Here is a 20,197-nt window from a genome sequence, read left to right as displayed (position 1 = left end):
CTTTCTATCATCTTATGAATAATTGTGGTTGGAGCACTTTGGTAATAAATTTGGCAGGATAACGGTTGCAGTAAATCCTGCTTATACTAGCCAGAATTGTTCTGAGTGCGGCGAAATTGTGAAAAAGTCTCTATCAACTAGAACCCATATTTGTAAGTGTGGATGTCAGTTAGATTCGCCGAAGGCGACGCTACGCGAACGAGACCATAACGCCGCCATTAACATCCTCGCCCATAGCATTGGGTACGGTGGGGCACATCGGAACCCTGGTCTTAGACCGAAACGCTTTCGGAGAACTGTCCTCTACTCTTCCTGGTTCCGACCTGGTTGAGCAAGACGGTTCTGTGAACAAAGAATCCCCGCGTCTTTAGACCGGGGAGTGTCAAATTCCTTTGCAACGAGCCAGAAAGATTGCTCAGTATCGTCAGGCAGAACGAAAGTTGATTCGACCATAGAGTTAAGTGCAACATTTTTGAATTAAGAATTAAGAATTAAGAATTAAGAATTAAGAATTAAGAATTTGGAATTCTACATTCTACATTCTACATTCTTAATTCTGCATTCTACATTCTACATTCTTAATTCTGCATTCTACATTCTACATTCTTAATTCTGCATTCTACATTCTACATTCTACATAAGACATCAAACTGCTTGTGGTTGCATTTGTGGCTGGAACTGGAACAGGGAGAATACCACATTGCGGCGGATATCGATCATCATTTCCAAGAACATCTCATAGCCTTCCTGCTTATACTCAATCAGGGGGTCTTTTTGGCCATAACCTCGTAATCCCACTGACTCCCTTAGGGCATCCATGGATTGTAAATGCTCTCGCCAGAGGTTATCGATTTGATTCAAGATAAAGAATCGCTCCGCTTGCCGCATTAGTCCTGGCTGAATTTGATCGACTTGAGCTTCCTTGATATCGTAGGCTTTGCGGACTTCTTCATGGAGGAAGGTTTTGATTTCCCCGACCGTCATATCTTCTAGATGCTGTGGTTCTAGATCTTGCAGTAAGTAGACAAATTCTTTGACCTTTCCTACCAAGCTCTCTAAATCCCACTCTTCTGGTGGTAACTCTGGGTTAACGTAGGCGTCTACAATATCACTCATAGTCTTTTCGGCATACTGGATGACTTGTTCTTTGAGGTCTAGTCCTTCCAGCACTCGCCGTCTTTCTGCATAAATTGCCCGCCGTTGGTTGTTCATTACCTCGTCATACTCAAATACCTGCTTCCGGGTATCGTAGTAGAAGGTTTCCACTTTCTTCTGGGCATTTTCTAAGGAGCTGGTGAGCATCCCGGATTCGATGGGCATATCTTCCTCAACCCGGAACATATCCATCATTTTTGCTACGCGATCGCCTCCGAATATCCGCAGCAGATTGTCTTCCAAACTGAGGAAAAATCGGGTAGAACCGGGGTCCCCTTGCCGTCCAGCTCGTCCTCTGAGCTGGTTATCAATACGGCGGGATTCATGACGTTCAGTACCAACAACGTGCAGGCCACCTTTTTCTACCACCTCATCATGTTCTCGGGTGGTGAATGCGTCATATTCCCCTCGAATTGCTTTATAGACTTCCCGCAGCTTTTGAATAACTGGGTCATTGGTGGGAGCATTTTCTGAAGCGATCGCTAATTTCTCTTCTGCTTCTAGTTCCGGTAAACTCTGCTGTCCATATTGTTCAACTGCAAAATTTACTGCCTCTTTTAGGCTTTGTTCCGTTTCCCGGGACAATTTGGTCGGGAAAATCTGAGGGCTAACTTTCCAGCTTTTCGGTTTCTTTCCTGGAGCAAACCCAACAGCATCCGATTTAGGCTTGGCAGTAGTTACCGCTATGGGGGCAAAGGCTTCGTCTTCCTCCGGCTGCACTATTTTGGGCATAAAATATTCCCGTAGCTTCAGCCGTGCCATGAAGTCAGCATTACCTCCCAAAATAATATCTGTTCCTCGCCCGGCCATGTTGGTGGAAATAGTCAAAGCTCCTTTCCGTCCTGCCTGAGCCACAATTTCTGATTCCCGCTCTACATTTTCGGGTTTAGCATTGAGCAGGTTATGGGGTACCCCTTTTTCGGCTAACAGACCCGACAACAACTCGGATTTTTCTACACTCGTGGTTCCCACTAGCACCGGACGGCCTTGTTCATGGAGTTCAGCACATTCTTCTGCTACTGCCCTCCACTTAGCTGGCTCGGTCTTGTAAACCACATCGGAAACGTCTCGACGTTTAGAGGGTTTGTTAGTGGGAATAATCGTAACTTGCAAGTTGTAGATTTTTTCAAATTCCGCTTCTTCTGTTTTCGCGGTACCTGTCATACCGGCGAGTTTGGGATAGAGCAAGAAGAAATTCTGATAGGTAATGGTTGCCAGGGTTTGGGTTTCATTTTGAATGTCTACCCGTTCCTTGGCTTCTATGGCTTGGTGTAGACCATCACTCCACCGGCGTCCTGCCAACACTCGGCCAGTGAACTCGTCTACAATCACTACTTCCCCATTCCGCACGATATAGTTGACATCTTTCTGAAAGAGTTCCTTAGCCTTCAGGGCATTGGAAATATAATGAGCCCAAGGGTCTTTGGGGTCGTACAAATCTTTAACCCCTAGAAGTTGCTCTGCTTCGATAAAGCCTTCATCGGTCATCAAGATGTTACGGGCTTTTTCATCAACTTCGTAGTGTCCTAGTTGTTCAGCATTGTCTGGATCTTCTGGATAGAGCATGCGGGCAATTTCTGCGGCCTTAATGTACTTCTCGGTCGGTCGCTCCACTTGCCCAGAAATAATCAGTGGGGTTCTGGCCTCATCAATCAGTACTGAGTCTACTTCGTCAATGATGCAATAATTAAATGGACGTTGCACCACATCTGACATTGCTGTGGCCATGTTGTCCCGGAGATAGTCAAAGCCTAACTCACTGTTGGTGCTATAGGTAATATCACAGGCATAGTTCTTTTGCCGCTCGACCGGGGACATGCCCGATTGAATCAGCCCGACCGTCAGACCTAGGAAGCGATGAACTTGTCCCATCCATTCCGCGTCCCGACGGGCTAAGTAGTCGTTAACGGTTACAATGTGAACCCCTTTACTATCGATGGCATTGAGGTAAGCTGGTAGAGTAGCCACCAGGGTTTTTCCTTCACCAGTTTTCATCTCTGCGATTTGTCCTTTGTGCAGGACAATGCCACCCATGACTTGGACATCATAGTGACGCATACCCAGCACTCGCTTTCCTGCTTCCCGCACTACAGCAAAGGCTTCTGGCAGAATTTGATCAAGAATTTCATCACGCTCTTGACTAGTGTTGGCTTTCTCCAGCTGCTGTTTAAACTCTGTGGTTTTGCCCCTGAGTTGTTCATCCGATAGTTGCTGGATGTCTTCTTCGAGGAGGTTAACTTCTACAACATCAGGTTGGTACCGTTTGAGCTTACGTGCGTTGGGATCACCAATTAGTCTCTTAAGCATAGCAGGAGAGGGAGATGTATAGTTGTGGGATGTATAATTGTGCGTTTAGGTACACTTTTATAGATATACTACCAAACTCCTGTGTCAAAATATGGGAAAATAGGGTAATAGGTAATTCAGCACTGACCCAACTATACCTTATTCTTTTGCTTGGGATACCCATCATGCCATCATCCCATCTTAAGCATTCAGCATTCAGCATTCAGCATTCAGCTAATGGGCTACGCCCACGCTACTTGAGGTGCTATCAGCTAATGGGCTACGCCCACGCTACGGGAACGGCGGACGCTACGGAAGGTTTAGTTTAAGCTGACCGCTGACCGCTGAATGCTTACATCCCATCATCGCTTTTCCATTCCTGCGATCGAGTCACTCTTCCAAGGAGAAATTAAAACAATTAATCGCCGGAATAGGTAAGTAATCATTCTTTTTGAAAGGTATGGTGTCAGGGATTTTAATCCTTCTCGCTGGACTTTTCTGAGGTAAAAGACAATTCCTCTGAAAAAATCATGCCAGCGTCTCCCCCAGTATTCTTTCTGAATTCCACCTGGATCAAGACGTATATTGTATGGATTGTAATTATATATATTTAATGAATTGAGTTGAGTTAGACCTTCTTGAGCGGCAAACTGTTCATAAGTGATGCCATTGTTCCGAAACTGGGGATTAGTATCGGGATAAATCCATTCCGATACCATCCAATCTTGACTAGCAAACAAGAATTCTGCACAGTTTTTCGTTACCTGAGCATATTTCAGTCTAATCCCAATGGGAATTTCAGCCCAAGGACCATGCTGCCAGACGAAATCTGGGTCAAAAAATGCTTTAAATGCCAAGTCTTTGCCATTAATTCTCAGGCGAGCTACCCGACCAACCATGCCAGCTCCAGCTATTTCTACCTCAACCTTCATTCCCCCTGTAGATAGCATTTCAGGATGAATTGGAGCTGGTTGTGTAGGCAAATCCTGGCAGGGCAAATCCTGGTATAGCATGGCCTTGGAATATAACCCCTTGGGGTTGACTTCTAATTTTTCTCTGGAAGGCTTCACCTCTCTTGGTGCGCTTTCCCTAGGTCGGGAAACCCGACCGGGGTCGCACCGCTCTACAACAGATTTTGGACTGTGCTGACATACTCTGGTTTTTTTTACTAAAATAAATCTCTTGTTTACCCTACCTAATCTAAGCCGCACTCTTTTTAGGTAGAGTGTGACTCGGTGTCCTTCTGAGGAGGTACTACTGACATAGTTGGCTAATTTGTCGAAAAATTGTCTTAACTCTTTGATGGTAATCCCGTTAGTTACATCCAGTAGCTCGGAAGGTGGTGGATAAAAGTATAGCTTTTTTTGACCAGTAGATTTGATCACCTGTTGGCAGAGGGCATGAAATTTCCTGGGAGACATCAGTTTTTGCTGAGCCTGACGTATAATTGGTGCGACGAGCGATTCCTCCCACTGCTGGTAATCTGCCATGGTATTATCCTTTTTCTGCCAAATTTATTATTATCTACTGTTTTAATCATCTTTGAGATCTAAACTTCACACTTCTTAACTATTTTGGTGAGGGGTGAGGGTTGGTGGTCAGTAATCGTAAGCATTCAGCAATCAGCCTTCAGCCTTCAGCCTTCAGCCTTCAGCCTTCAGCCTTCAGCCTTCAGCCTTCAGCCATTCCCCTAGCGTGCCCATAGGCCAAGGCTCAAGCTAAGGAAACAGCAGACTTAACTCAGATTAAACAAATGCTTACCTCTTTTATTCAAAATGCTTTCCTCATCAATAAGAATGTGCATAACCCATGAGCTGATACGCGACACGCTGATAGCTGTTCGCACCTCAAGGAGCGTGGCCATTCGCGTAGCGTGGCCAACGGCCAAGGCCAAGCGTGCGCGTAGCGCATTAGCTGAATGCTTACGTTCCTTTGGAACCGCTTCGCGATCGCATAAAAATACCACCAGAGAGGGGGGTATGGGAACATTCGTTAAGGTAAGCTACGTCTATCTCGTCTATCTGTGTAAGTATTTAGCGATCAGTTATCAGCTATCAAGGATGGATCTTTAGTTCGACTCTCTTGGTGCGCCTTCCCTAGGTCGGGAAACCCGACCGGGGTCGCACCGCAAAAACACCTGACTAAAAAGGTGAAACAAACCTAACTAAACGCCTTTAGCTGATAGCTGACGCTTTTACCTCATCTATCGCTAGCTGAAATAGCATTGCTCTTCCACAGGAGGTCAGCAATATGAAATTCTCAATTGTGCTTCTCACAGGACTGATGGCTCTAGTGCCTGTCGCTCCAGTTAAGGCTGAAAGCGGTGCGACCCCGGTCGGGTTTCCTGACCTAGGGAACGCGCACCAAGAGAGTCCCATCGTTGTTGGGGATAGTAACCGAGACGTTCTCATCTCTTCATTCGGGCGTAAATACAAGAATCGTTCACGCCGCAGGCGTCGGCGCATCTATTATCCCAGGCGTGGGCGTGGGCGGGTGCGCATCTATTCTCCTAAGCGTGGGGGGGTGCGAATCTATTCTCCTAGGCGTGGGCGCGGGCGAGTCTATTATCCCAAGCGCAGGGACGATGAAATCTACTATCGTAACCGTAGGGGAGTAAGAATATATTCTCCCAGGCGCAGGCACGATTCGATTTTTTATCGTTACTAAAAGATTCAAATCCGATTGGTATCGATCACCATTAAGGGAAGTTTGTATTATAGTAGTATATGTAATACAAACTTCTTTAATATGACACTTGGGTTGGACTATAGTCCGGTTGACAACTCACAAGACCTTGAGCAGATTGGGGTGATTATATCTCAGTGCTTTGGGGTTTCCGTAAGTGACTGTGAGGCTTACATTGAGCGTATTGGTATTGACATACTCACCGTTCTTCCAGAACGGTGATTCTTGACAGATCATCGGGGTGTGCTGTCGTTCGCGCCCCGCGTGACCTACGGTCTCAACAGTCTTACCGCCCCTCCTTGCCCGTTTTAAGTCGTGCCGATGCCCCATGCCGACTTTTTCTATATTTCTGGCAGCGTTTTCGTCTCTGTCTTGTTCAGTTTTGCAGCTCATGCAGAGTATTGAACGAACAGACAAATCGAGTTTGCCCCACTTAAACCCACAATCTGAACAGACTTGACTGGTAGGCTCCCAACGACTTATAACCCGAAAATCCCTACCATATTTGTCTGATTTCCCTTGAGCTAGAGCTCTAAACTCTGACCACCCTTGCTGACTAATAGCTCGCGCCAGCTTGCGGTTTTTAACCATTCCTGACACATTAAGGTCTTCCAAGACGATTACTTGGTTTTCGCTAACTACCTTGGTTGACAACTTATGCAGAAAATCTTTTCTTTTGTTGGCGATCTTGTTGTTTAGTTTTGCGATCTTAATGCGAGTCTGTTCCCTCCGGTTAGACCCTTTGGGCTGTTTAGCGAATTTTCGTTGAGTTTTGCGTAACTTTCGATCTAATCTTGAATAGTCAGGGCTTTTAGCTTGACTCCCATCGCTCATTACAGCAAAAGTTTTGATACCTAAATCAATTCCAATGCTTTGGTTCTTGGCATTGATTTGAACAGGCTCAATGTCTAGGACAAAACTCAAGAAGTAATTGTTAGCACAATCCTTGATAATAGTTACAGAACTTGGATTGGAAGGTAATTCCCTAGACCAGATCGGCTTAACTATCCCAATTTTGGCCAAGTAGACTCCATCGCCTTGAATAGAAAAACCTCTACGGGTTAACCTTGCTGATTGGTTGTTAGATCGCTTTTTGAATCGTGGAGACCTGACTTTTCGTCCTTTTCGTTTTCCATTGCGCGACTCAAAGAAATTATTAAAAGCCATACCCAAGTCAGCAACAGATTGCTGCAAAGGAACGACTGACACTTCAGACAGCCATTTCCTTTCTTCAGTCTTTTTTGCTTGAGTAATAACCAGTTTCTGTAGGTCTCCAGATTTCAGAACCTTCTTGGATTTCTTGCAAATAGCCAAGGCATCATTCCAAACCACTCGCACACAGCCAAAGAGTTTTGCTAACTCCTGCTTCTGTTGGTCAGTTGGGTAAAAACGATACTGATATCTGGCTTTCACTTTTTTTATCTAAGTTGGCCTGTAGTATGATTATAGTATAGTCTACAGAATTTGGCAATGAGATTCCGGAATATTGACACAGTATCACAAAGAACGCAAATGCATTTGATATGTGTAACAAAATATCGCCAAAAAATACTAACCTCTGAAAGCCTCACAGCTATTGAGAACTCGTTCAAAGAAGTAGCAAAGAAGATGAATTTTGAGATTAGGGAGTTCAATGGAGAGTCCGATCATATACACACACTGATCGCTTTCAGCGCGCCAAAGGCGATTAGCCCGAAGGGCTACGCTACGCGATCGCTTTCAGTGCGCCAAAGGGGATTTTAAAATTACTATCCGAGGTTTAGCGTCTTTGTATACTGGTTTATATAGTCCTAGACAACTGCAACTTACAGGTTATTTGAAAGCCACAAACGAAGCGTTGTCAGTAGCGACATTATTGTTTTCTGGAGCTGAACCTTGGATGCCTGGTATATTTTGAGGTAAGCATTCAGCGGTTTTCAATTGGGTCAGGTACAGATTCCTGGGTTTTAGGGAACAGGGAGCAGGGAACAGGGAAAAAATCCTGTGTACCTCATAGTTAAGAAAAAGGCTGTATGCACTACGCGAACAGCGGTCAGCGGTCAGCGGTCAGCGTTAGGTCACAGGCTAGAAGCCTGTGCCACGATTATCCTGATTATCGATCCTGGCCAGCTAAACATGAGGGTGTCACCCCTCACACTAATTACCACAGAAAAGCCTATGTTGTATAAATGAATGTGAGGGTTAAAGATCAGGTATTAATTTATACCAAAGTCTCTTTAATGACCTCTTTTTAATCACAAAATACGTCGTATTAATAGACAATCATGAAACAAATTCTGCTGAAAAGCTTTCAGGCTTTTCTGATCTGTACGGTATTCATGTTTTCAATCGTCAGTCAACCCGCGATGGCGTCTGACGATTTTTTGGCCGAAACTCCCTACGACATCGTGATCCTCAATGGACGGGTAATGGATCCTGAAACCGAGTTTGACGCAGTCCGAAATGTTGGCATCAAGGATGGCATTATTGCCACCATTACCGAAGCTGACATTTCTGGCACAGAAGTGATTGATGCCAAGGGAATGGTTGTTGCTCCAGGGTTTATCGACACCCATTTTCATGCGGTTGACCCCTTTGCCACGAAGATGGGGTTGCGTGATGGTGTCACGACTGGGATGGATCTGGAGTTGGGTGCGCTCAAGGTTAAAGAGTGGTATGACAAAAAGGCTACCGATGGTTGGCAGATGAATTACGGTACAACTAGTAGCCTCATTCTCCATCGGATGAAGGTACATGATCCTGAAGTAATCTTTAATGAACCCGTCGATTTTTCAAACTTACAATCTTATCTGGAGGATGCGCTTGAAGATGACGTGCCTGGATGGTCTGTCAGCCGCAGTAGTCTTGAGCAGATGAATCAGATCATGGAAGCAATGGATGAGGATTTACGCCAGGGTGCTATTGGTGTTGGCGTTGGTGCTGCTTACATGGCAAGTGGCCTTAACAGCTACGAGCAATTTGAGACCCAGCGAACTGCAGCTCGATACGGGCGACTGATGTCTGTTCATACGCGATATCACCCCAGCACGGAACCTCCAACTGAAGCTCCGATTGCCCTGGATGAGGTCTTGGTTAATGCCATGTTGCTGGACGCTCCCCTGCTACTTGCCCATGACAACGACTATGGCTGGTGGGAGAACGAGGAAAAACTACAAATGGCTCGGAAGAAGGGGTACAACGTTTGGAGTGAGCACTACCCCTACGAGGCTGGCTCTACGCCTATCAGCGCTGACTTCCTCCGTCCTGAAATGTGGGAAGATAAGTTTGGCTATCGCTATGAATATACGGTCTACGATCCGTTAGCCGACGACTGCCTGGATCGAGATGGCTATGATAATCTCATGAAACACAATCCAGGACAGGCGGTTGTTGTATTCATTCCCTACCGAGAACCCTGGATTCCGTATTGGTTAAGCATTCCCGATATGACAGTCGGGGCTGATGGTATGGCAGGAGTTGGGAAAGATAATACACTTTTGCCATGGGAAGCAGACTATACGGAGTTTGCAGGCCATCCTCGAACAGCGGGAGCCTTCGCAAAAACATTAAGCCTTGCACGTGAGGAAGGTGTACCGCTGATGTTTACCTTGTCACAGACAAGCTACTGGAGTGCTAAACATTTGGGGGATGCAGGTCTCGAAGCGATGCAGCAGCGAGGTCGATTACAGGAAGGTAAGATCGCTGATTTGACTATATTCAATCCTCTCACTGTGACAGATAATTCCACCTATAAAGATGGCGAAAATGGTCTGCCTTCTACGGGAATTCCCTATGTCATTGTCAACGGTACCGTAGTTGTGAAGGATTCTGTAGTTCTCCCGGTCAAACCTGGTCAATCCATTCGCTATCCCGTAGAAAATCAAGGGCGTTGGGAAGAGCTGGATAAGGAGAAGTGGCTGAAAGAATTCACGATTATTGCCCCCAACATTCCCGATCTTGATTATACCGGAGCACATGAAAAACTGAGTAAATTCACGATAAGTACTCCCAGCTTTTTCAATCTTGATGATTGTAGAGAAGCAGATCAAAAGTTGCGGGATTTAGGGGGCTTGACCAAAACCAGACGATCGCCCATTCATACTTCAATTCAGCAACGCCAAAAGTTGTATCCTCTGAAGGGGGTAAGCCTAAATACATCGACACCACCACAAGATATTAATTTATGTTGCATTAAAACCAAAGGAGACAAATCTTGTGACTCAACCGAGGATAGTTATCAATAAACCCGGCCTTGTCTTGATCCAGTCGCTCATGGGGTAAACCACGGCAGTCGCTCATGGTTTGTTCGCGAAGCGTCGCCTTTGGCGATAGTTACCGTAAGATAGTGGAGCCTTAATCAATAAGTTTTAACCCTTTTCTGCATAACCTGCTAACTATAAAGGCTCCACTATCTAAGGTTTCGTCTCCGGGGGGACCCCCAAGACCGCGCTGCCTCCCCAAGACCGCGCTGCATCGCTATTGTGCTTATTGACAAGGGATTTTATACATATAGTGTTAATTGAATTAAATAAACACTATATGTAGGAATAAAAAAATTAGATGGGTTTACCTTGGCAAATACACGAATTCGCCATGTCTATGGATGGTGGGACCTTCTTTAAACGGCGTTGCTTAATCATGGAATGATTTGAGTTTTGTGGAACGGGCATCAGACGTGGAACGGGCATCTTTTAGGTGCGCATCAGGCGTGGAACGGGCATCTTGCCCGTTTCATTTCCCGGCGGGCAGGATGAACACTCTACTCCCGGCGGGCAGGATGCCGATCCTACTTCTATTTATTCCTTGACTGACGCAACGCCTAAAAATTTGCGTATCTCGCGCCGATACTAAACCAGGCAAAATAACCGTTTCTCTAGTTTTCAGAGTGTCTTGTGCCTTATGCCGGTCTGAAATAAGTATACCACACTAGGCGGTTAAAACCGCCCGTGTCGCGGTTCCTCCCTGGGATGAATGCACAGGGCTTCCCCGCTTCCGTCCTAATTTCGGTGAGTTTACAAATGATATTTTTGTGGCAAAGTCCTACAAAAATTGGCAGAATATCTTTCGATTGGTCTGTTGCCTTTAGTCGCTTGATCATTGCAGAATCGTCCCTTTGAGTTTAACCCTTTCATTAACTAACAAGGAGTATCCCTAAATGATGAGATTGAAATCACTCTGGCTAAGTTTATTGGTGGCGATCGCCCTGGGTAACATCTTTATGCTCCCCGAATTTGCTCAAGCTTCTAACTCCGATCCAGCCCATTGGCTGGTGGCAGGGAATGAAATTCAGATCCTATCCCAGGGTGTCCCTTGTGACCGTACGATCGCAATATCCGACGCTATGAACATCCTCGTTAAGGATAAAGTCGGCACGGCAGGAGTCGCAGCCCGCCCCGTCGAGGGAGGATGTTTAATCTTGCTGAATGCCAAAAAGTGGTTTCCGATGGCGAGTACGGTTAAAGTTCCCATTGCGATGGCACTACTTGACCAAGTAGACGCGGGGAATCTTCGATTGGATAAGTTGGTTGAGATTGACGACTCCGAGTGGGTTTTATCACCCGTGGTCGCGAGTGAATTTGTTCACCCAGGTGTAGCCCTTTCGGTGGCAAATCTGATTGAAGTCATGATCACTCAGAGTGATAACACCACCACTGATGTCTGTCTGCGCCTAGTCGGAGGCCCCGATGCTGTCGATGACTATGTCACTTCACTGGGCATCAAAGGCATGGATATCTCTCGCTACATGCGAGGGTTGCTTGAGAATTTCTACGGGTTAGCTAGTGGACGAGAGAACATCCCGAAAGCTGCCGAATTCCTACAAAACAACCCTGAGAAGGTAGCCGCCCCTAATCAGGCGTTTGAGGCTGATCCCAGAGATCAGGTTAAACCACCTGCCATGCTCGATCTATTGCTTAAGCTGTTCAACGGTGATGCCTTGTCGCCAGACAGTACCCAATTTTTGCTTGGTATTATGGGTCGGACAAAAACGGGATCTGGACGCCTCAAAGGATTGTTGCCGTCTGGCATCCTCGTCGAGCACAAGACCGGTACAGTGGGCGGTGTTGCCAACGACGTGGGATATATCCGACTCCCGGACGGACGTAGAATGGCAATCGCCGTCTTTACAAAAACCAGCACAACAGCCCCTCAGGAGCGCGATCGTGCAATTGCGGAAATTGGCAGACTGCTTTTTGATGTCTATCTCACTGAAACGCCGCAATTAATATTCTGAATTCTGCTTTAATTAGGACGGGGGGCGTTGCTTAATAATGGAATGATTTGAAGAGTTTTGTGGAACAGGCATCTTGCCTGTTCCTGATATTTTCACCGCAGGCAGGATGCCAACCCCACTCATATTCATTCTTTGGATCAGCAACGCCGGACGGGGCACGGAGTTAGGTGGCAGTGTTACCGGTTTACACAAGTAGGGTGGCGTTGCAGATTTACAAGCATCAATAACTGTTCGTTGACCGTCAGCAATATATTTTTCTGCTAATGGTTGATCATTAATGTAGACCTTTCCATCTTTAAGTTCTACTTTGTCACCTGGTAAACCAACAACACGTTTAATAAATGCGTTCCTGAAGTTTGGCTTTTTGAGAGTATCAGTAGGGTTAAATACTATCATATCTCCTCTCTCTGGATCTTGGAAGCGATAACTTAGCTTTTAAATAATCAGGGGGTCATTAATTGGGAGCGTAGGTAACATCGATCCAGCCGGTATGTAGCCAGCTTCTAAAACATATGCTTTCACACAAAACTCCAAACCAAACTCACAAATACCAAAAATCATTAGGAGTAGAGAAATAGTTCTGGAGGGGCGACAAGTCGCCCCTCCAGGATTTCAAAACCAATCAATAGTCAAAACTCCAGTCCAAATTTCCTTCTATTTTTACCACACCCCACACCCGGTCAGCCTTTCTACTTTTTAGCCTTGTTGTCACCCCCTCAGGAATTTTTCAGAGGCTTGTCACTCTTGAGTTTTATTCAACCAAGCCCTTAAATCATCAAGATTAGAGAAATCTAAGCAAGCTTGACTCAACCCTTCCAACTGCTCCAGTGATAGTTCACTAATTTGCTGTTGCAGTTCACTGGGTATTTCTCCTAAGCTACGGGATAGCAGACGCAGTATCAGTGCTCGTTCTCGTTGTGCTCCTTCTTCTCGACCTTGTTTGAGCCCTTCTTGTAACCCTTCTTGTCTAGAAGTCTCGACAATATTATTCATATCCCGGTAATATTTGAGACTGTTTTGGTAGTTATCCTGTTCACTTGGGGAAAAATTGGCAATTTCTGCCACGTCAAACAGTTGATTAAAAATCGACTCTTGGAAAGGTTGAGGGCGATTGTTTAATTCTGAGAGATTTTTCAGAACAAATAGCGGGAGCAGGTCAAAGTTGCAGAACAGATGAACTATGTACCATCACAGCAAGCTTAAACGGGTGCATCTCAGTGTCTTGATGCAAAGCGCGAGTGGGGAGGGGCTGTGTGCGGAACTTGCTTCCGCACCTTCTAAGCCCCGTGGGAACCCCCTTTGGCGGCGCTGCATCGCTTTTGCAATTAGGCAAAAATTCGGGATAAAATTCCCACACTCCTGACACTCGCCGCGCCCCCGCCCCGCGCCCCCGCCCCACACTTCCGATCTTTTTGACAAATATAGCGGTTTGGGTCGCTGTTGGATATTGCGGTAAGAATTTTGCTCATGGGGTGCAACAAGTCTGTGGAGAGCAAGTGCGGGGGTCGGTGATGGGAGCAGGTCAATTTTGTAAGAACACTTGAACTACAAACCCTTGAACTATAGTGTTTTCCGGGTTTCAGTAGCAGTTATCAGTCATTTTAGTACATTTGTTATGGGAATTTGACATGCTCCCGAGGTGATTGAGCGAACATCAAAGGAATTTGAAACATTACCAAAACGATGGATTTTCGAATGGACATTTGGCTGGCTGAATCGATTTCGGCGTTTGAGCTGCATATTATGAATTGTACAGAACCATTGCGTGAAGGGATGATTTACGGGGAGCTGATTCGTTTAATGACTCGCCGACTGGCTTCTTAAGGTTTTGTTTAGAAATCAGCTCTCAGATTGTGATATTCTTTCTCAAGAGGCTAGATGACTATCTATCAGGAGCCAGCAGCTAAAATGTATTTATTGTGCGATCCAAAATCAAATGTTGAACGCAATATACTTGAAGCTCATAGCATAAAAGACTTCAACGCATCTACCGTCAAAAAAATGTTCAAACTAATTAAGCAGTTTGGATATGTTATTATTCAGCTAAGGTCGTCACAGCACAAAGAAAATTTATTAAAATTATCGCAATATTTTGGCTCGATTATCAAGCATGAACACTCAGATAAACATGGAATTGTACCCGTAAGCCCTCGGGAAAATAGTCCTGGATATGTCAACACAACGACAACAGAACTAGCGTTACATACAGATGGTTCTTTTGCTGTGGAGCCACCAAAAATAGTAGCCCTCCAGTGCGAAGTTGCTGTAGCAAGTGGTGGTTTAACCACTATTGGAGATGGTAGATTACTGTATGATTATCTAACTCGTACAAATCCCTGTGGATTATTGAATTTATTTCAACCCGATGCCATAACAGTCCAGAGAGAAAATAGACAATCTACTAAACCGATTTTTGAAGAACATGAGAGTAGAACACGGATCAGATTTAGATGGGATGATGCTGTTAAAATTTCAGTAAAACCAGAAGATTTACCAATAATTAAGACAATAAAATATTTTTTTAATCGACCAGAAAATATGTTACAGTTTCAATTGCAGCCTCAGCAAATTATAATCATGGATAATTCCAGAATATTGCATGGTCGAACTGCTTTTAAGCAGGGAGCAAAAAGGTGGCTTAATCGCGTTTGGTTTGATGGTAAATCAGATTATAGTGAAGAGCTTTGCTTTGGTTTTTCTCCGAGGAAAACCTTAGAGGAATTCAAAAAAGAATGTTGTCTTTAAGTAAAAGGAGGAAAAAACAATGCGAATTATGTTAAAGTCAAAAATCCACAGGGCTCAAGTAACAGAGGCTAACGTCAACTATGTTGGTAGCATTACGGTGGATCGAACCCTGATGGAAAAGGCGGATTTGCTACCTGGAGAAAAAGTACTAGTGGTGGACAATACTAATGGCAACCGTCTAGAAACTTACGTCCTAGAGGGAGAAGCCGATTCAGGAGTGATTTGCATGAATGGCGGCTCCGCCCGTTTAGTTTGTCCAGGGGACATTATTACTTTGTTAGCGTTTGACGTAACAGACGAAATCAATCCACCGAAAAAAATTCTGGTTGATGAGAATAACAAATTCCTCCAGTATGTATAAATAATGAAACTAGCAGCACGAGTTAATCAAGTCAGTCCTTCCCTAACATTGGCAATTACAACTAAAGCTAAGGCAATGAAAGCCGAGGGGCTTGATGTGTGCATTTTCGGTGTAGGTGAGCCTGACTTTCCTACCCCAGCTCATATTACCGCTGCTGCTAGGAAAGCTTTGGATGAAGGCAAAACTCGTTATAGTACAGTAGCTGGAGAATGGGGGTTGCGAGAAGCCATCGCCCAAAAGTTACAAACTGATAACAATCTCTGCTATTCTCCAGAAAATGTCTTGGTCACCAATGGGGGTAAGCACTCTTTATTTAACCTCATGCAAGCCCTCATTGAAGCAGAAGATGAAGTGATCATTCCTGCACCCTACTGGGTTAGCTATCCGGAAATGGTAAAGTTAGCAGGAGGAAGACCAATAATCGTTGACACCCATGAGGAAAATAGTTATAAAATTACTCCCGTTCAACTTCGTCAAGCAATAACCTCCAAAACACGGTTATTTGTACTCAACTCCCCCTCAAATCCCACAGGAATAGTTTATACCCCTGAAGAGATTCGAGCCTTGGCAGATGTAGTAGTTGAAGAAGATATCCTAGTAGTTTCGGATGAGATTTACGAACATATTATCTATGATGGTGCTCAACACTTGAGCATTGGCGCTGTCAGTCCGGAAATATTTCCCCGCACTCTAACTAGTAATGGTTTTGCCAAGGCTTACTCCATGGGGGGGTGGCGGGTTGGCTACCTGGCTGGCTCCCAAGAAGTAATCCAAGCTATGAGCAAGATTCAAAGCCACAGTACCTCTAATGTATGTACCTTCTCTCAGTATGGGGCAATCGCAGCTTTATCTAGTTCTCAAAACTGTGTGGAACAGATGCGACAAACCTTTGCCCAACGTCGTCAGATTATGGTAGAGTGCCTTGATAGGATTCCTGGTTTAACCTGTCCCAAACCAAATGGAGCTTTTTATGTGTTTCCCAACATCAGCCAACTAGGGATAAAATCTGAAGAATTCTGCAATGGCCTGTTAGAGTCACAGCAAGTGGCAGCAATTCCAGGAATTGCTTTTGGAGCTGACGATCATATCCGCCTTTCCTACGCTACGGATACAGAAACCATTGAAAAAGGCATGAAACGTCTTGAGGTATTCGTTCGCTCAAATTTTTGAGTTAATTACTAGTATACAGAGGGTGTTGATCATATGGTGGCAAACCAATTTACAGAAGCTGACACTGAAGCCTATTATGATAACTCGGATGATCGCTACCGTATTTCTTGGCATCCAGATGGCAGCAAGCATTGGGGATATTTCAATAACTTAGATGACTCCAGTACTTATGAGGATTTTGTCGAGGCTTGTGAACGCTGGGATCAATATATGCTCTCTCAAAGCCAAATTACTGCTGACTCCCGAGTTCTAGAAATAGGTAGTGGAAACGCTAATTCTGCTATTAAAATTGCCCAGCAGAAGGGTTGTGAAGTAGTGGGGATAGATCTAAGTACTACTCACATCAACAATGCCACAGAAAAGGCAAAGGAAAACCCATCCTTACGCTTATCCTTTCATAAAGCATCAGCAACAGCTCTGCCTTTCGATGACAATTCCTTTACCCATGTCTGGAGTCAAGCAACTCTCTACCATATTCACCAACGCCAGCTAGCACTCCAAGAGATCTATCGTGTGGTGCAAATAGGGGGAATCTTTGCTTTTGATGACCTAGTAACACCAGTATCAAAAATCAATATTTCTACCCAAAAACATCTATACGAACGGCTGATCGTTAATGATATGTTTACCCCTGACTTCTACAAAAACTATCTTACCGACTTGGGTTTCAAGCTGTTAGAGACTATGGACTTAAGTCAACATATGCAAAAATGTTATCAAATTAGGTCTGCAATCATTCAACAGCAATATCCAAAACTAAGTAGGTCTTATCAGGAAAGTGCTGCTGCTGTCGAAGCTGGTGATGTAGGTTGGTGGTTCTTCCTCTGTGAAAAGCTAAGCAGCTAAGGGTTTTAATAAAATCCAACTATAAACGACTAGGAGGTTATGATGACAAAGAAATTTACAGAAGCTGATACCCAAACCTATTACGATAACTCAGATGATCGCTATCGGATTTCCTGGCACCCAGATGGCAGCAAGCATTGGGGATATTTCGACAACTTAGATAACACTAGCACTTATGAGGATTTCTTGCGTGGCTGCGATCGCTGGAATGAATATATGTTAGAACACAGTGGAATTTCAGCTCAGTCACGGGTACTGGAAGTAGGTTGTGGAAACGGTAAGGCTGCTGTCTGGATTGCTCAGCAAAAGGGTTGTGAGGTTGTAGGAATCGATCTCAGTGCCACTCACATCCGCAACTGCGAAATAAAAGCGAAGGATAATCCTTCACTAAATCTTTCATTCGAGAAAGCATCAATCCTCGATTTGCCTTTCCCAGATGAATCCTTTACCCATGCTTGGAGTCAAGGAACTCTCCTACATATTGAAGAACGAGGTTTGGCACTCAAGGAAATTAGCAGAGTCTTAAAACCCCAAGGACGGTTTGTTTTTGATGACTTAACTACCCCAACCGTGGACATTAGTGAATCCACTCGCAAGCACCTCTACGAGCGGTTACTTGTTAATAATCTTTTTACCCCTGAATCCTATCGAGATAACCTGAGTGCAGCAGGTTTTAAGGTGCTGGAAGCGACAGATTTGAGCCAACACATGCAGAAGTCCTACGCAATCCAGTCTGATAGAATTCGAGAGCAATATCCGGAACTTAGTGTGTCCTATGGCAAGAGTGCTGGAGCTGTTGAAGCTGGCGAACTGGGATGGTATTTTTTCAAAGGCGAGAAAGTAGGTAATTGATTTGGTTGAAACCAGAGAGTTGATTGGCTTACAGGCAAAATTAGCTTTTCACTACCGAGATGGTTTCAAATTTTTAGCCATCTACAGCATCAACAAACTCACCATCAATGAAGCAACGAGTCTCTGGTTGAAATGAGGCCGCTAGTTGAGGCCAGTCTAATTTGTTAAGTTTCTCAATTATCTTTGGTCTTGCTTGCCATCTTTTTAATCTTCTAAACCATCCGTTCTCATATCGGTTTTATCCAACTGATAATGAGTTGGTAGTGCCTTACCATAAAGTTGGAGGCTGCGATATACTTTGCTATACATTTGTGGATCTTTAGTATAAGAAAAGATTGCGGTGTAGCGTGGAATAGACCCCTCCACTTTTGTTACGCGATGCAGGGAATAGCGACCTTTGAAAATTTGCAGATCCCCTGGTCTTAGATTCAAAGAGGTGACGGGAGCGCGATCGCCTTTGAGTACCTTCATCACACCATCATAATTCTCATCATGGCTCGATCTGATATTATGACAATACTCAAATATCCCCCCTTTCTCTGGAGCTTGAGTAATGACCGTTACCGAAACATGATTATTGTCAAAGTGCCACGGAAACTCCTGTCCTGGTTTAATCACGTTGAAGGCAATATAGGCAAGAGGGTCGGCATATTTGTATAGTTTTTCTTCCTTCAGGCAAGCTTGAATAAATGGTGCGAAAGCTGGCCAGTTATAAAGGTGAAGTATCAGCGAATCAGTGGGAAAAGAATCGGCACGAACAAAACCACTAGTGCGATTGAAGAAAAAACGTTTGGGATGCTCTTTGGGAAGAGATTCGTCATCCTCACTGAAGTAGACATTAGCAAGCATATTAGAGTAATGAGCATGAACTGACAGTTTCTCAGATTCTTTTTTGAACAATTCTAATGCCTCAGAATTAATAAATTCTGGAAGGAGACAACAACCAGTATCATCAAGCTGTCTTTGACAATCTGCAATTAATGCTTTTCCGCGATCGCTGGATAGTCGATTGAGGGGATAGCGATCGAGGTTCACTAAATTGCTAGCTTCGTCTAAGGATGATAATTTTGGTAGATTGGTATACATATAGCAAAAAACACCAAGGCAGAAGGTAGATTTATGAGATGTTCGAGCTCCTCAGAGCAAGAATCTCATGATCGGCGATCTTAGTCGTTTGTAGTAGAGCGCTGCGCGATGATATATTAACAAGCTTTCCTAGAAGAAAGTGACTTGTCAATCTTATTCCATCATGGCCAGACCCTATAGTCATGATTTACGCCAACGGGCTCTTAATCTACTAGAACAAGGGCTATCAATGACCCAAGTAAGTCGGCTACTCAATATTAGTCGTCCAACCTTGTATAAGTGGCAGCATAAGTATGAAACCACAGGGTCAACGGCCCCATCTCCCCAGATTATACCTCCTCAACCGTCTAATATTACCGATTGGAAAAAATTTAAATAATTTGTTGAAGAGCACGGTGACAAAACTCAACAAAAGATGGCACAGCGTTGGTAAAAAGGGAGTCGTCATACCATTAGTCGAGGCTTAAAAAAGCTCGGTTATACCCGTAAAAAAAAACTTACTGGTCATTAGAGCGTTCATCACAAGCGAGGAAATAATTTCGGGAAATTATCGCTAAGTATGAGCCATCACAATTGGTTTACGTGGATGAAAGCGGAATTGATAGCAACGAAGATTATACTTATGGTTGGTGTTAAAAAGGTCAAAGCTATAGACAAACTTGATTGCATCATCCTCAATCGATACATCCTCTAGGCAAATTTCTTCGACAAATAAGTCATTGAATTCCTGGCAATTTACCCGATTTATTTGTGCTAGCATTGTTGATATATTTTTATGGATCTAAACTGCGACAACTCTA

At 44.4% G+C, this 20,197-nt stretch carries 20 protein-coding genes and 4 pseudogenes; 16 read left to right on the top strand and 8 right to left on the bottom strand.

Going from position 1 to position 20,197, the window contains the following annotated elements:
• Positions 1–25 precede the first annotated feature (25 nt).
• A pseudogene (locus tag F6K37_RS07160) lies at positions 26–371 on the top strand (zinc ribbon domain-containing protein); the annotation flags it as partial.
• 274 nt (positions 372–645) lie between these two features.
• Here the strand turns inward: F6K37_RS07160 and secA are convergent.
• On the bottom strand, positions 646–3,462 hold the full coding sequence (gene secA, locus F6K37_RS07155) for a preprotein translocase subunit SecA (RefSeq protein ID WP_008181469.1): 2,817 nt from the start codon (positions 3,460–3,462) through the stop codon (positions 646–648).
• A gap of 164 nt (positions 3,463–3,626) precedes the next feature.
• On the opposite strand from secA, the gene F6K37_RS07150 reads away from it, so the two are divergent.
• Positions 3,627–3,770: a hypothetical protein gene (locus tag F6K37_RS07150; protein WP_229414379.1), complete on the top strand. Its 144-nt coding sequence runs from the start codon at positions 3,627–3,629 to the stop codon at positions 3,768–3,770.
• A gap of 33 nt (positions 3,771–3,803) precedes the next feature.
• On the opposite strand, the gene F6K37_RS07145 is transcribed toward F6K37_RS07150, so the two are convergent.
• Together F6K37_RS07145 and F6K37_RS07140 are read right to left on the bottom strand one after the other, a co-directional pair.
• Positions 3,804–4,931 carry a hypothetical protein gene (locus F6K37_RS07145; RefSeq protein ID WP_008181471.1) on the bottom strand — a complete coding sequence of 376 codons (1,128 nt, stop codon included), beginning with the start codon at positions 4,929–4,931 and terminating at the stop codon, positions 3,804–3,806.
• A 245-nt stretch (positions 4,932–5,176) separates the two neighbouring features.
• A complete protein-coding gene (locus F6K37_RS07140; protein WP_287249179.1) occupies positions 5,177–5,407 on the bottom strand; it encodes a hypothetical protein in 231 nt (76 codons plus the stop codon).
• Between the two features lie 284 nt (positions 5,408–5,691).
• On the opposite strand from F6K37_RS07140, the gene F6K37_RS07135 reads away from it, so the two are divergent.
• Positions 5,692–6,108: a hypothetical protein gene (locus F6K37_RS07135; RefSeq protein WP_131827015.1), complete on the top strand. Its 417-nt coding sequence runs from the start codon at positions 5,692–5,694 to the stop codon at positions 6,106–6,108.
• Between the two features lie 117 nt (positions 6,109–6,225).
• On the opposite strand, the gene F6K37_RS07130 is transcribed toward F6K37_RS07135, so the two are convergent.
• Entirely contained in the window at positions 6,226–7,539 is a 1,314-nt protein-coding gene (locus F6K37_RS07130; protein ID WP_287249176.1) for an RNA-guided endonuclease InsQ/TnpB family protein, read from the bottom strand.
• Between the two features lie 57 nt (positions 7,540–7,596).
• On the opposite strand from F6K37_RS07130, the pseudogene F6K37_RS07125 reads away from it, so the two are divergent.
• From F6K37_RS07125 to bla, 5 genes and pseudogenes are all read left to right on the top strand, one after another.
• Positions 7,597–7,792: pseudogene (locus F6K37_RS07125) on the top strand (IS200/IS605 family transposase); the annotation flags it as partial.
• Positions 7,793–7,894: 102 nt separating this feature from the next.
• The gene (locus tag F6K37_RS07120) at positions 7,895–8,023 is read left to right on the top strand and encodes a sterol carrier protein domain-containing protein (protein WP_287249172.1); all 129 of its coding nucleotides are present in this window, start codon (positions 7,895–7,897) and stop codon (positions 8,021–8,023) included.
• A gap of 86 nt (positions 8,024–8,109) precedes the next feature.
• Positions 8,110–8,298: a hypothetical protein gene (locus F6K37_RS07115; RefSeq protein WP_287249170.1), complete on the top strand. Its 189-nt coding sequence runs from the start codon at positions 8,110–8,112 to the stop codon at positions 8,296–8,298.
• A 173-nt stretch (positions 8,299–8,471) separates the two neighbouring features.
• A complete protein-coding gene (locus F6K37_RS07110) occupies positions 8,472–10,349 on the top strand; it encodes an amidohydrolase family protein (protein WP_287249167.1) in 1,878 nt (625 codons plus the stop codon).
• A 911-nt stretch (positions 10,350–11,260) separates the two neighbouring features.
• On the top strand, positions 11,261–12,337 hold the full coding sequence (gene bla / locus F6K37_RS07105; protein WP_287249165.1) for a class A beta-lactamase: 1,077 nt from the start codon (positions 11,261–11,263) through the stop codon (positions 12,335–12,337).
• A 12-nt stretch (positions 12,338–12,349) separates the two neighbouring features.
• On the opposite strand, the pseudogene lepB reads toward bla, so the two are convergent.
• Both lepB and F6K37_RS07095 read right to left on the bottom strand, forming a co-directional pair.
• A pseudogene (gene lepB / locus F6K37_RS07100) lies at positions 12,350–12,760 on the bottom strand (signal peptidase I); the annotation flags it as partial.
• A gap of 315 nt (positions 12,761–13,075) precedes the next feature.
• On the bottom strand, positions 13,076–13,474 hold the full coding sequence (locus tag F6K37_RS07095) for a DUF4351 domain-containing protein (RefSeq protein ID WP_287249195.1): 399 nt from the start codon (positions 13,472–13,474) through the stop codon (positions 13,076–13,078).
• Between the two features lie 499 nt (positions 13,475–13,973).
• Between F6K37_RS07095 and F6K37_RS45415 the strand changes: the two are divergent.
• The 7 genes and pseudogenes from F6K37_RS45415 to F6K37_RS07060 all read left to right on the top strand — a co-directional run.
• Positions 13,974–14,161 (top strand): annotated as a pseudogene (locus F6K37_RS45415) (IS5/IS1182 family transposase); the annotation flags it as partial.
• A 54-nt stretch (positions 14,162–14,215) separates the two neighbouring features.
• Positions 14,216–15,082, top strand: a complete 867-nt coding sequence (locus tag F6K37_RS07085; protein ID WP_287249163.1) for a TauD/TfdA family dioxygenase — start codon at positions 14,216–14,218, stop codon at positions 15,080–15,082.
• A 19-nt stretch (positions 15,083–15,101) separates the two neighbouring features.
• Positions 15,102–15,443 (top strand): aspartate 1-decarboxylase, encoded by a 342-nt coding sequence (panD, locus tag F6K37_RS07080; protein WP_287249161.1) that lies wholly within the window; start codon positions 15,102–15,104, stop codon positions 15,441–15,443.
• A 3-nt stretch (positions 15,444–15,446) separates the two neighbouring features.
• The gene (locus tag F6K37_RS07075; RefSeq protein WP_071104344.1) at positions 15,447–16,613 is read left to right on the top strand and encodes a pyridoxal phosphate-dependent aminotransferase; all 1,167 of its coding nucleotides are present in this window, start codon (positions 15,447–15,449) and stop codon (positions 16,611–16,613) included.
• Positions 16,614–16,646: 33 nt separating this feature from the next.
• Complete coding sequence (locus F6K37_RS07070; RefSeq protein WP_071104345.1) at positions 16,647–17,459, top strand: class I SAM-dependent methyltransferase; 813 nt, start codon at positions 16,647–16,649, stop codon at positions 17,457–17,459.
• 39 nt (positions 17,460–17,498) lie between these two features.
• A complete protein-coding gene (locus F6K37_RS07065; protein ID WP_083373713.1) occupies positions 17,499–18,311 on the top strand; it encodes a class I SAM-dependent methyltransferase in 813 nt (270 codons plus the stop codon).
• Between the two features lies 1 nt (position 18,312).
• Complete coding sequence (locus tag F6K37_RS07060) at positions 18,313–18,447, top strand: hypothetical protein (RefSeq protein WP_267875614.1); 135 nt, start codon at positions 18,313–18,315, stop codon at positions 18,445–18,447.
• 68 nt (positions 18,448–18,515) lie between these two features.
• On the opposite strand, the gene F6K37_RS07055 is transcribed toward F6K37_RS07060, so the two are convergent.
• A complete protein-coding gene (locus F6K37_RS07055; protein ID WP_071104347.1) occupies positions 18,516–19,397 on the bottom strand; it encodes a HalD/BesD family halogenase in 882 nt (293 codons plus the stop codon).
• Positions 19,398–19,560: 163 nt separating this feature from the next.
• Between F6K37_RS07055 and F6K37_RS07050 the strand changes: the two genes are divergently transcribed.
• Complete coding sequence (locus F6K37_RS07050) at positions 19,561–19,776, top strand: helix-turn-helix domain-containing protein (RefSeq protein ID WP_083373714.1); 216 nt, start codon at positions 19,561–19,563, stop codon at positions 19,774–19,776.
• 174 nt (positions 19,777–19,950) lie between these two features.
• On the opposite strand, the gene F6K37_RS07045 is transcribed toward F6K37_RS07050, so the two are convergent.
• Entirely contained in the window at positions 19,951–20,157 is a 207-nt protein-coding gene (locus F6K37_RS07045; protein WP_071104348.1) for a hypothetical protein, read from the bottom strand.
• Positions 20,158–20,197: the final 40 nt, after the last annotated feature.

Source organism: Moorena sp. SIO4E2, assembly GCF_010671945.1.
GTDB lineage: Bacteria > Cyanobacteriota > Cyanobacteriia > Cyanobacteriales > Coleofasciculaceae > Moorena > Moorena producens.
The sequence above is the reverse complement of the archived record's forward strand: the minus strand, read 5'-3'. Positions and strand labels throughout refer to the sequence as shown.

What these genes read in the sequence shown, in the direction of transcription:
- F6K37_RS07145 (WP_008181471.1), bottom strand. Translation starts at nt 4,931, where the DNA reads ATGGCAGATTACCAGCAGTGGGAGGAATCGCTCGTCGCACCAATTATA.
- F6K37_RS07065 (WP_083373713.1), top strand. Translation starts at nt 17,499, where the DNA reads ATGATGACAAAGAAATTTACAGAAGCTGATACCCAAACCTATTACGAT.
- F6K37_RS07135 (WP_131827015.1), top strand. Translation starts at nt 5,692, where the DNA reads ATGAAATTCTCAATTGTGCTTCTCACAGGACTGATGGCTCTAGTGCCT.
- F6K37_RS07085 (WP_287249163.1), top strand. Translation starts at nt 14,216, where the DNA reads ATGACTATCTATCAGGAGCCAGCAGCTAAAATGTATTTATTGTGCGAT.
- F6K37_RS07050 (WP_083373714.1), top strand. Translation starts at nt 19,561, where the DNA reads ATGGCCAGACCCTATAGTCATGATTTACGCCAACGGGCTCTTAATCTA.
- F6K37_RS07055 (WP_071104347.1), bottom strand. Translation starts at nt 19,397, where the DNA reads ATGTATACCAATCTACCAAAATTATCATCCTTAGACGAAGCTAGCAAT.
- F6K37_RS07070 (WP_071104345.1), top strand. Translation starts at nt 16,647, where the DNA reads ATGGTGGCAAACCAATTTACAGAAGCTGACACTGAAGCCTATTATGAT.
- F6K37_RS07150 (WP_229414379.1), top strand. Translation starts at nt 3,627, where the DNA reads ATGCCATCATCCCATCTTAAGCATTCAGCATTCAGCATTCAGCATTCA.
- bla (WP_287249165.1), top strand. Translation starts at nt 11,261, where the DNA reads ATGATGAGATTGAAATCACTCTGGCTAAGTTTATTGGTGGCGATCGCC.
- secA (WP_008181469.1), bottom strand. Translation starts at nt 3,462, where the DNA reads ATGCTTAAGAGACTAATTGGTGATCCCAACGCACGTAAGCTCAAACGG.
- F6K37_RS07045 (WP_071104348.1), bottom strand. Translation starts at nt 20,157, where the DNA reads ATGCTAGCACAAATAAATCGGGTAAATTGCCAGGAATTCAATGACTTA.
- panD (WP_287249161.1), top strand. Translation starts at nt 15,102, where the DNA reads ATGCGAATTATGTTAAAGTCAAAAATCCACAGGGCTCAAGTAACAGAG.
- F6K37_RS07075 (WP_071104344.1), top strand. Translation starts at nt 15,447, where the DNA reads ATGAAACTAGCAGCACGAGTTAATCAAGTCAGTCCTTCCCTAACATTG.
- F6K37_RS07110 (WP_287249167.1), top strand. Translation starts at nt 8,472, where the DNA reads ATGGCGTCTGACGATTTTTTGGCCGAAACTCCCTACGACATCGTGATC.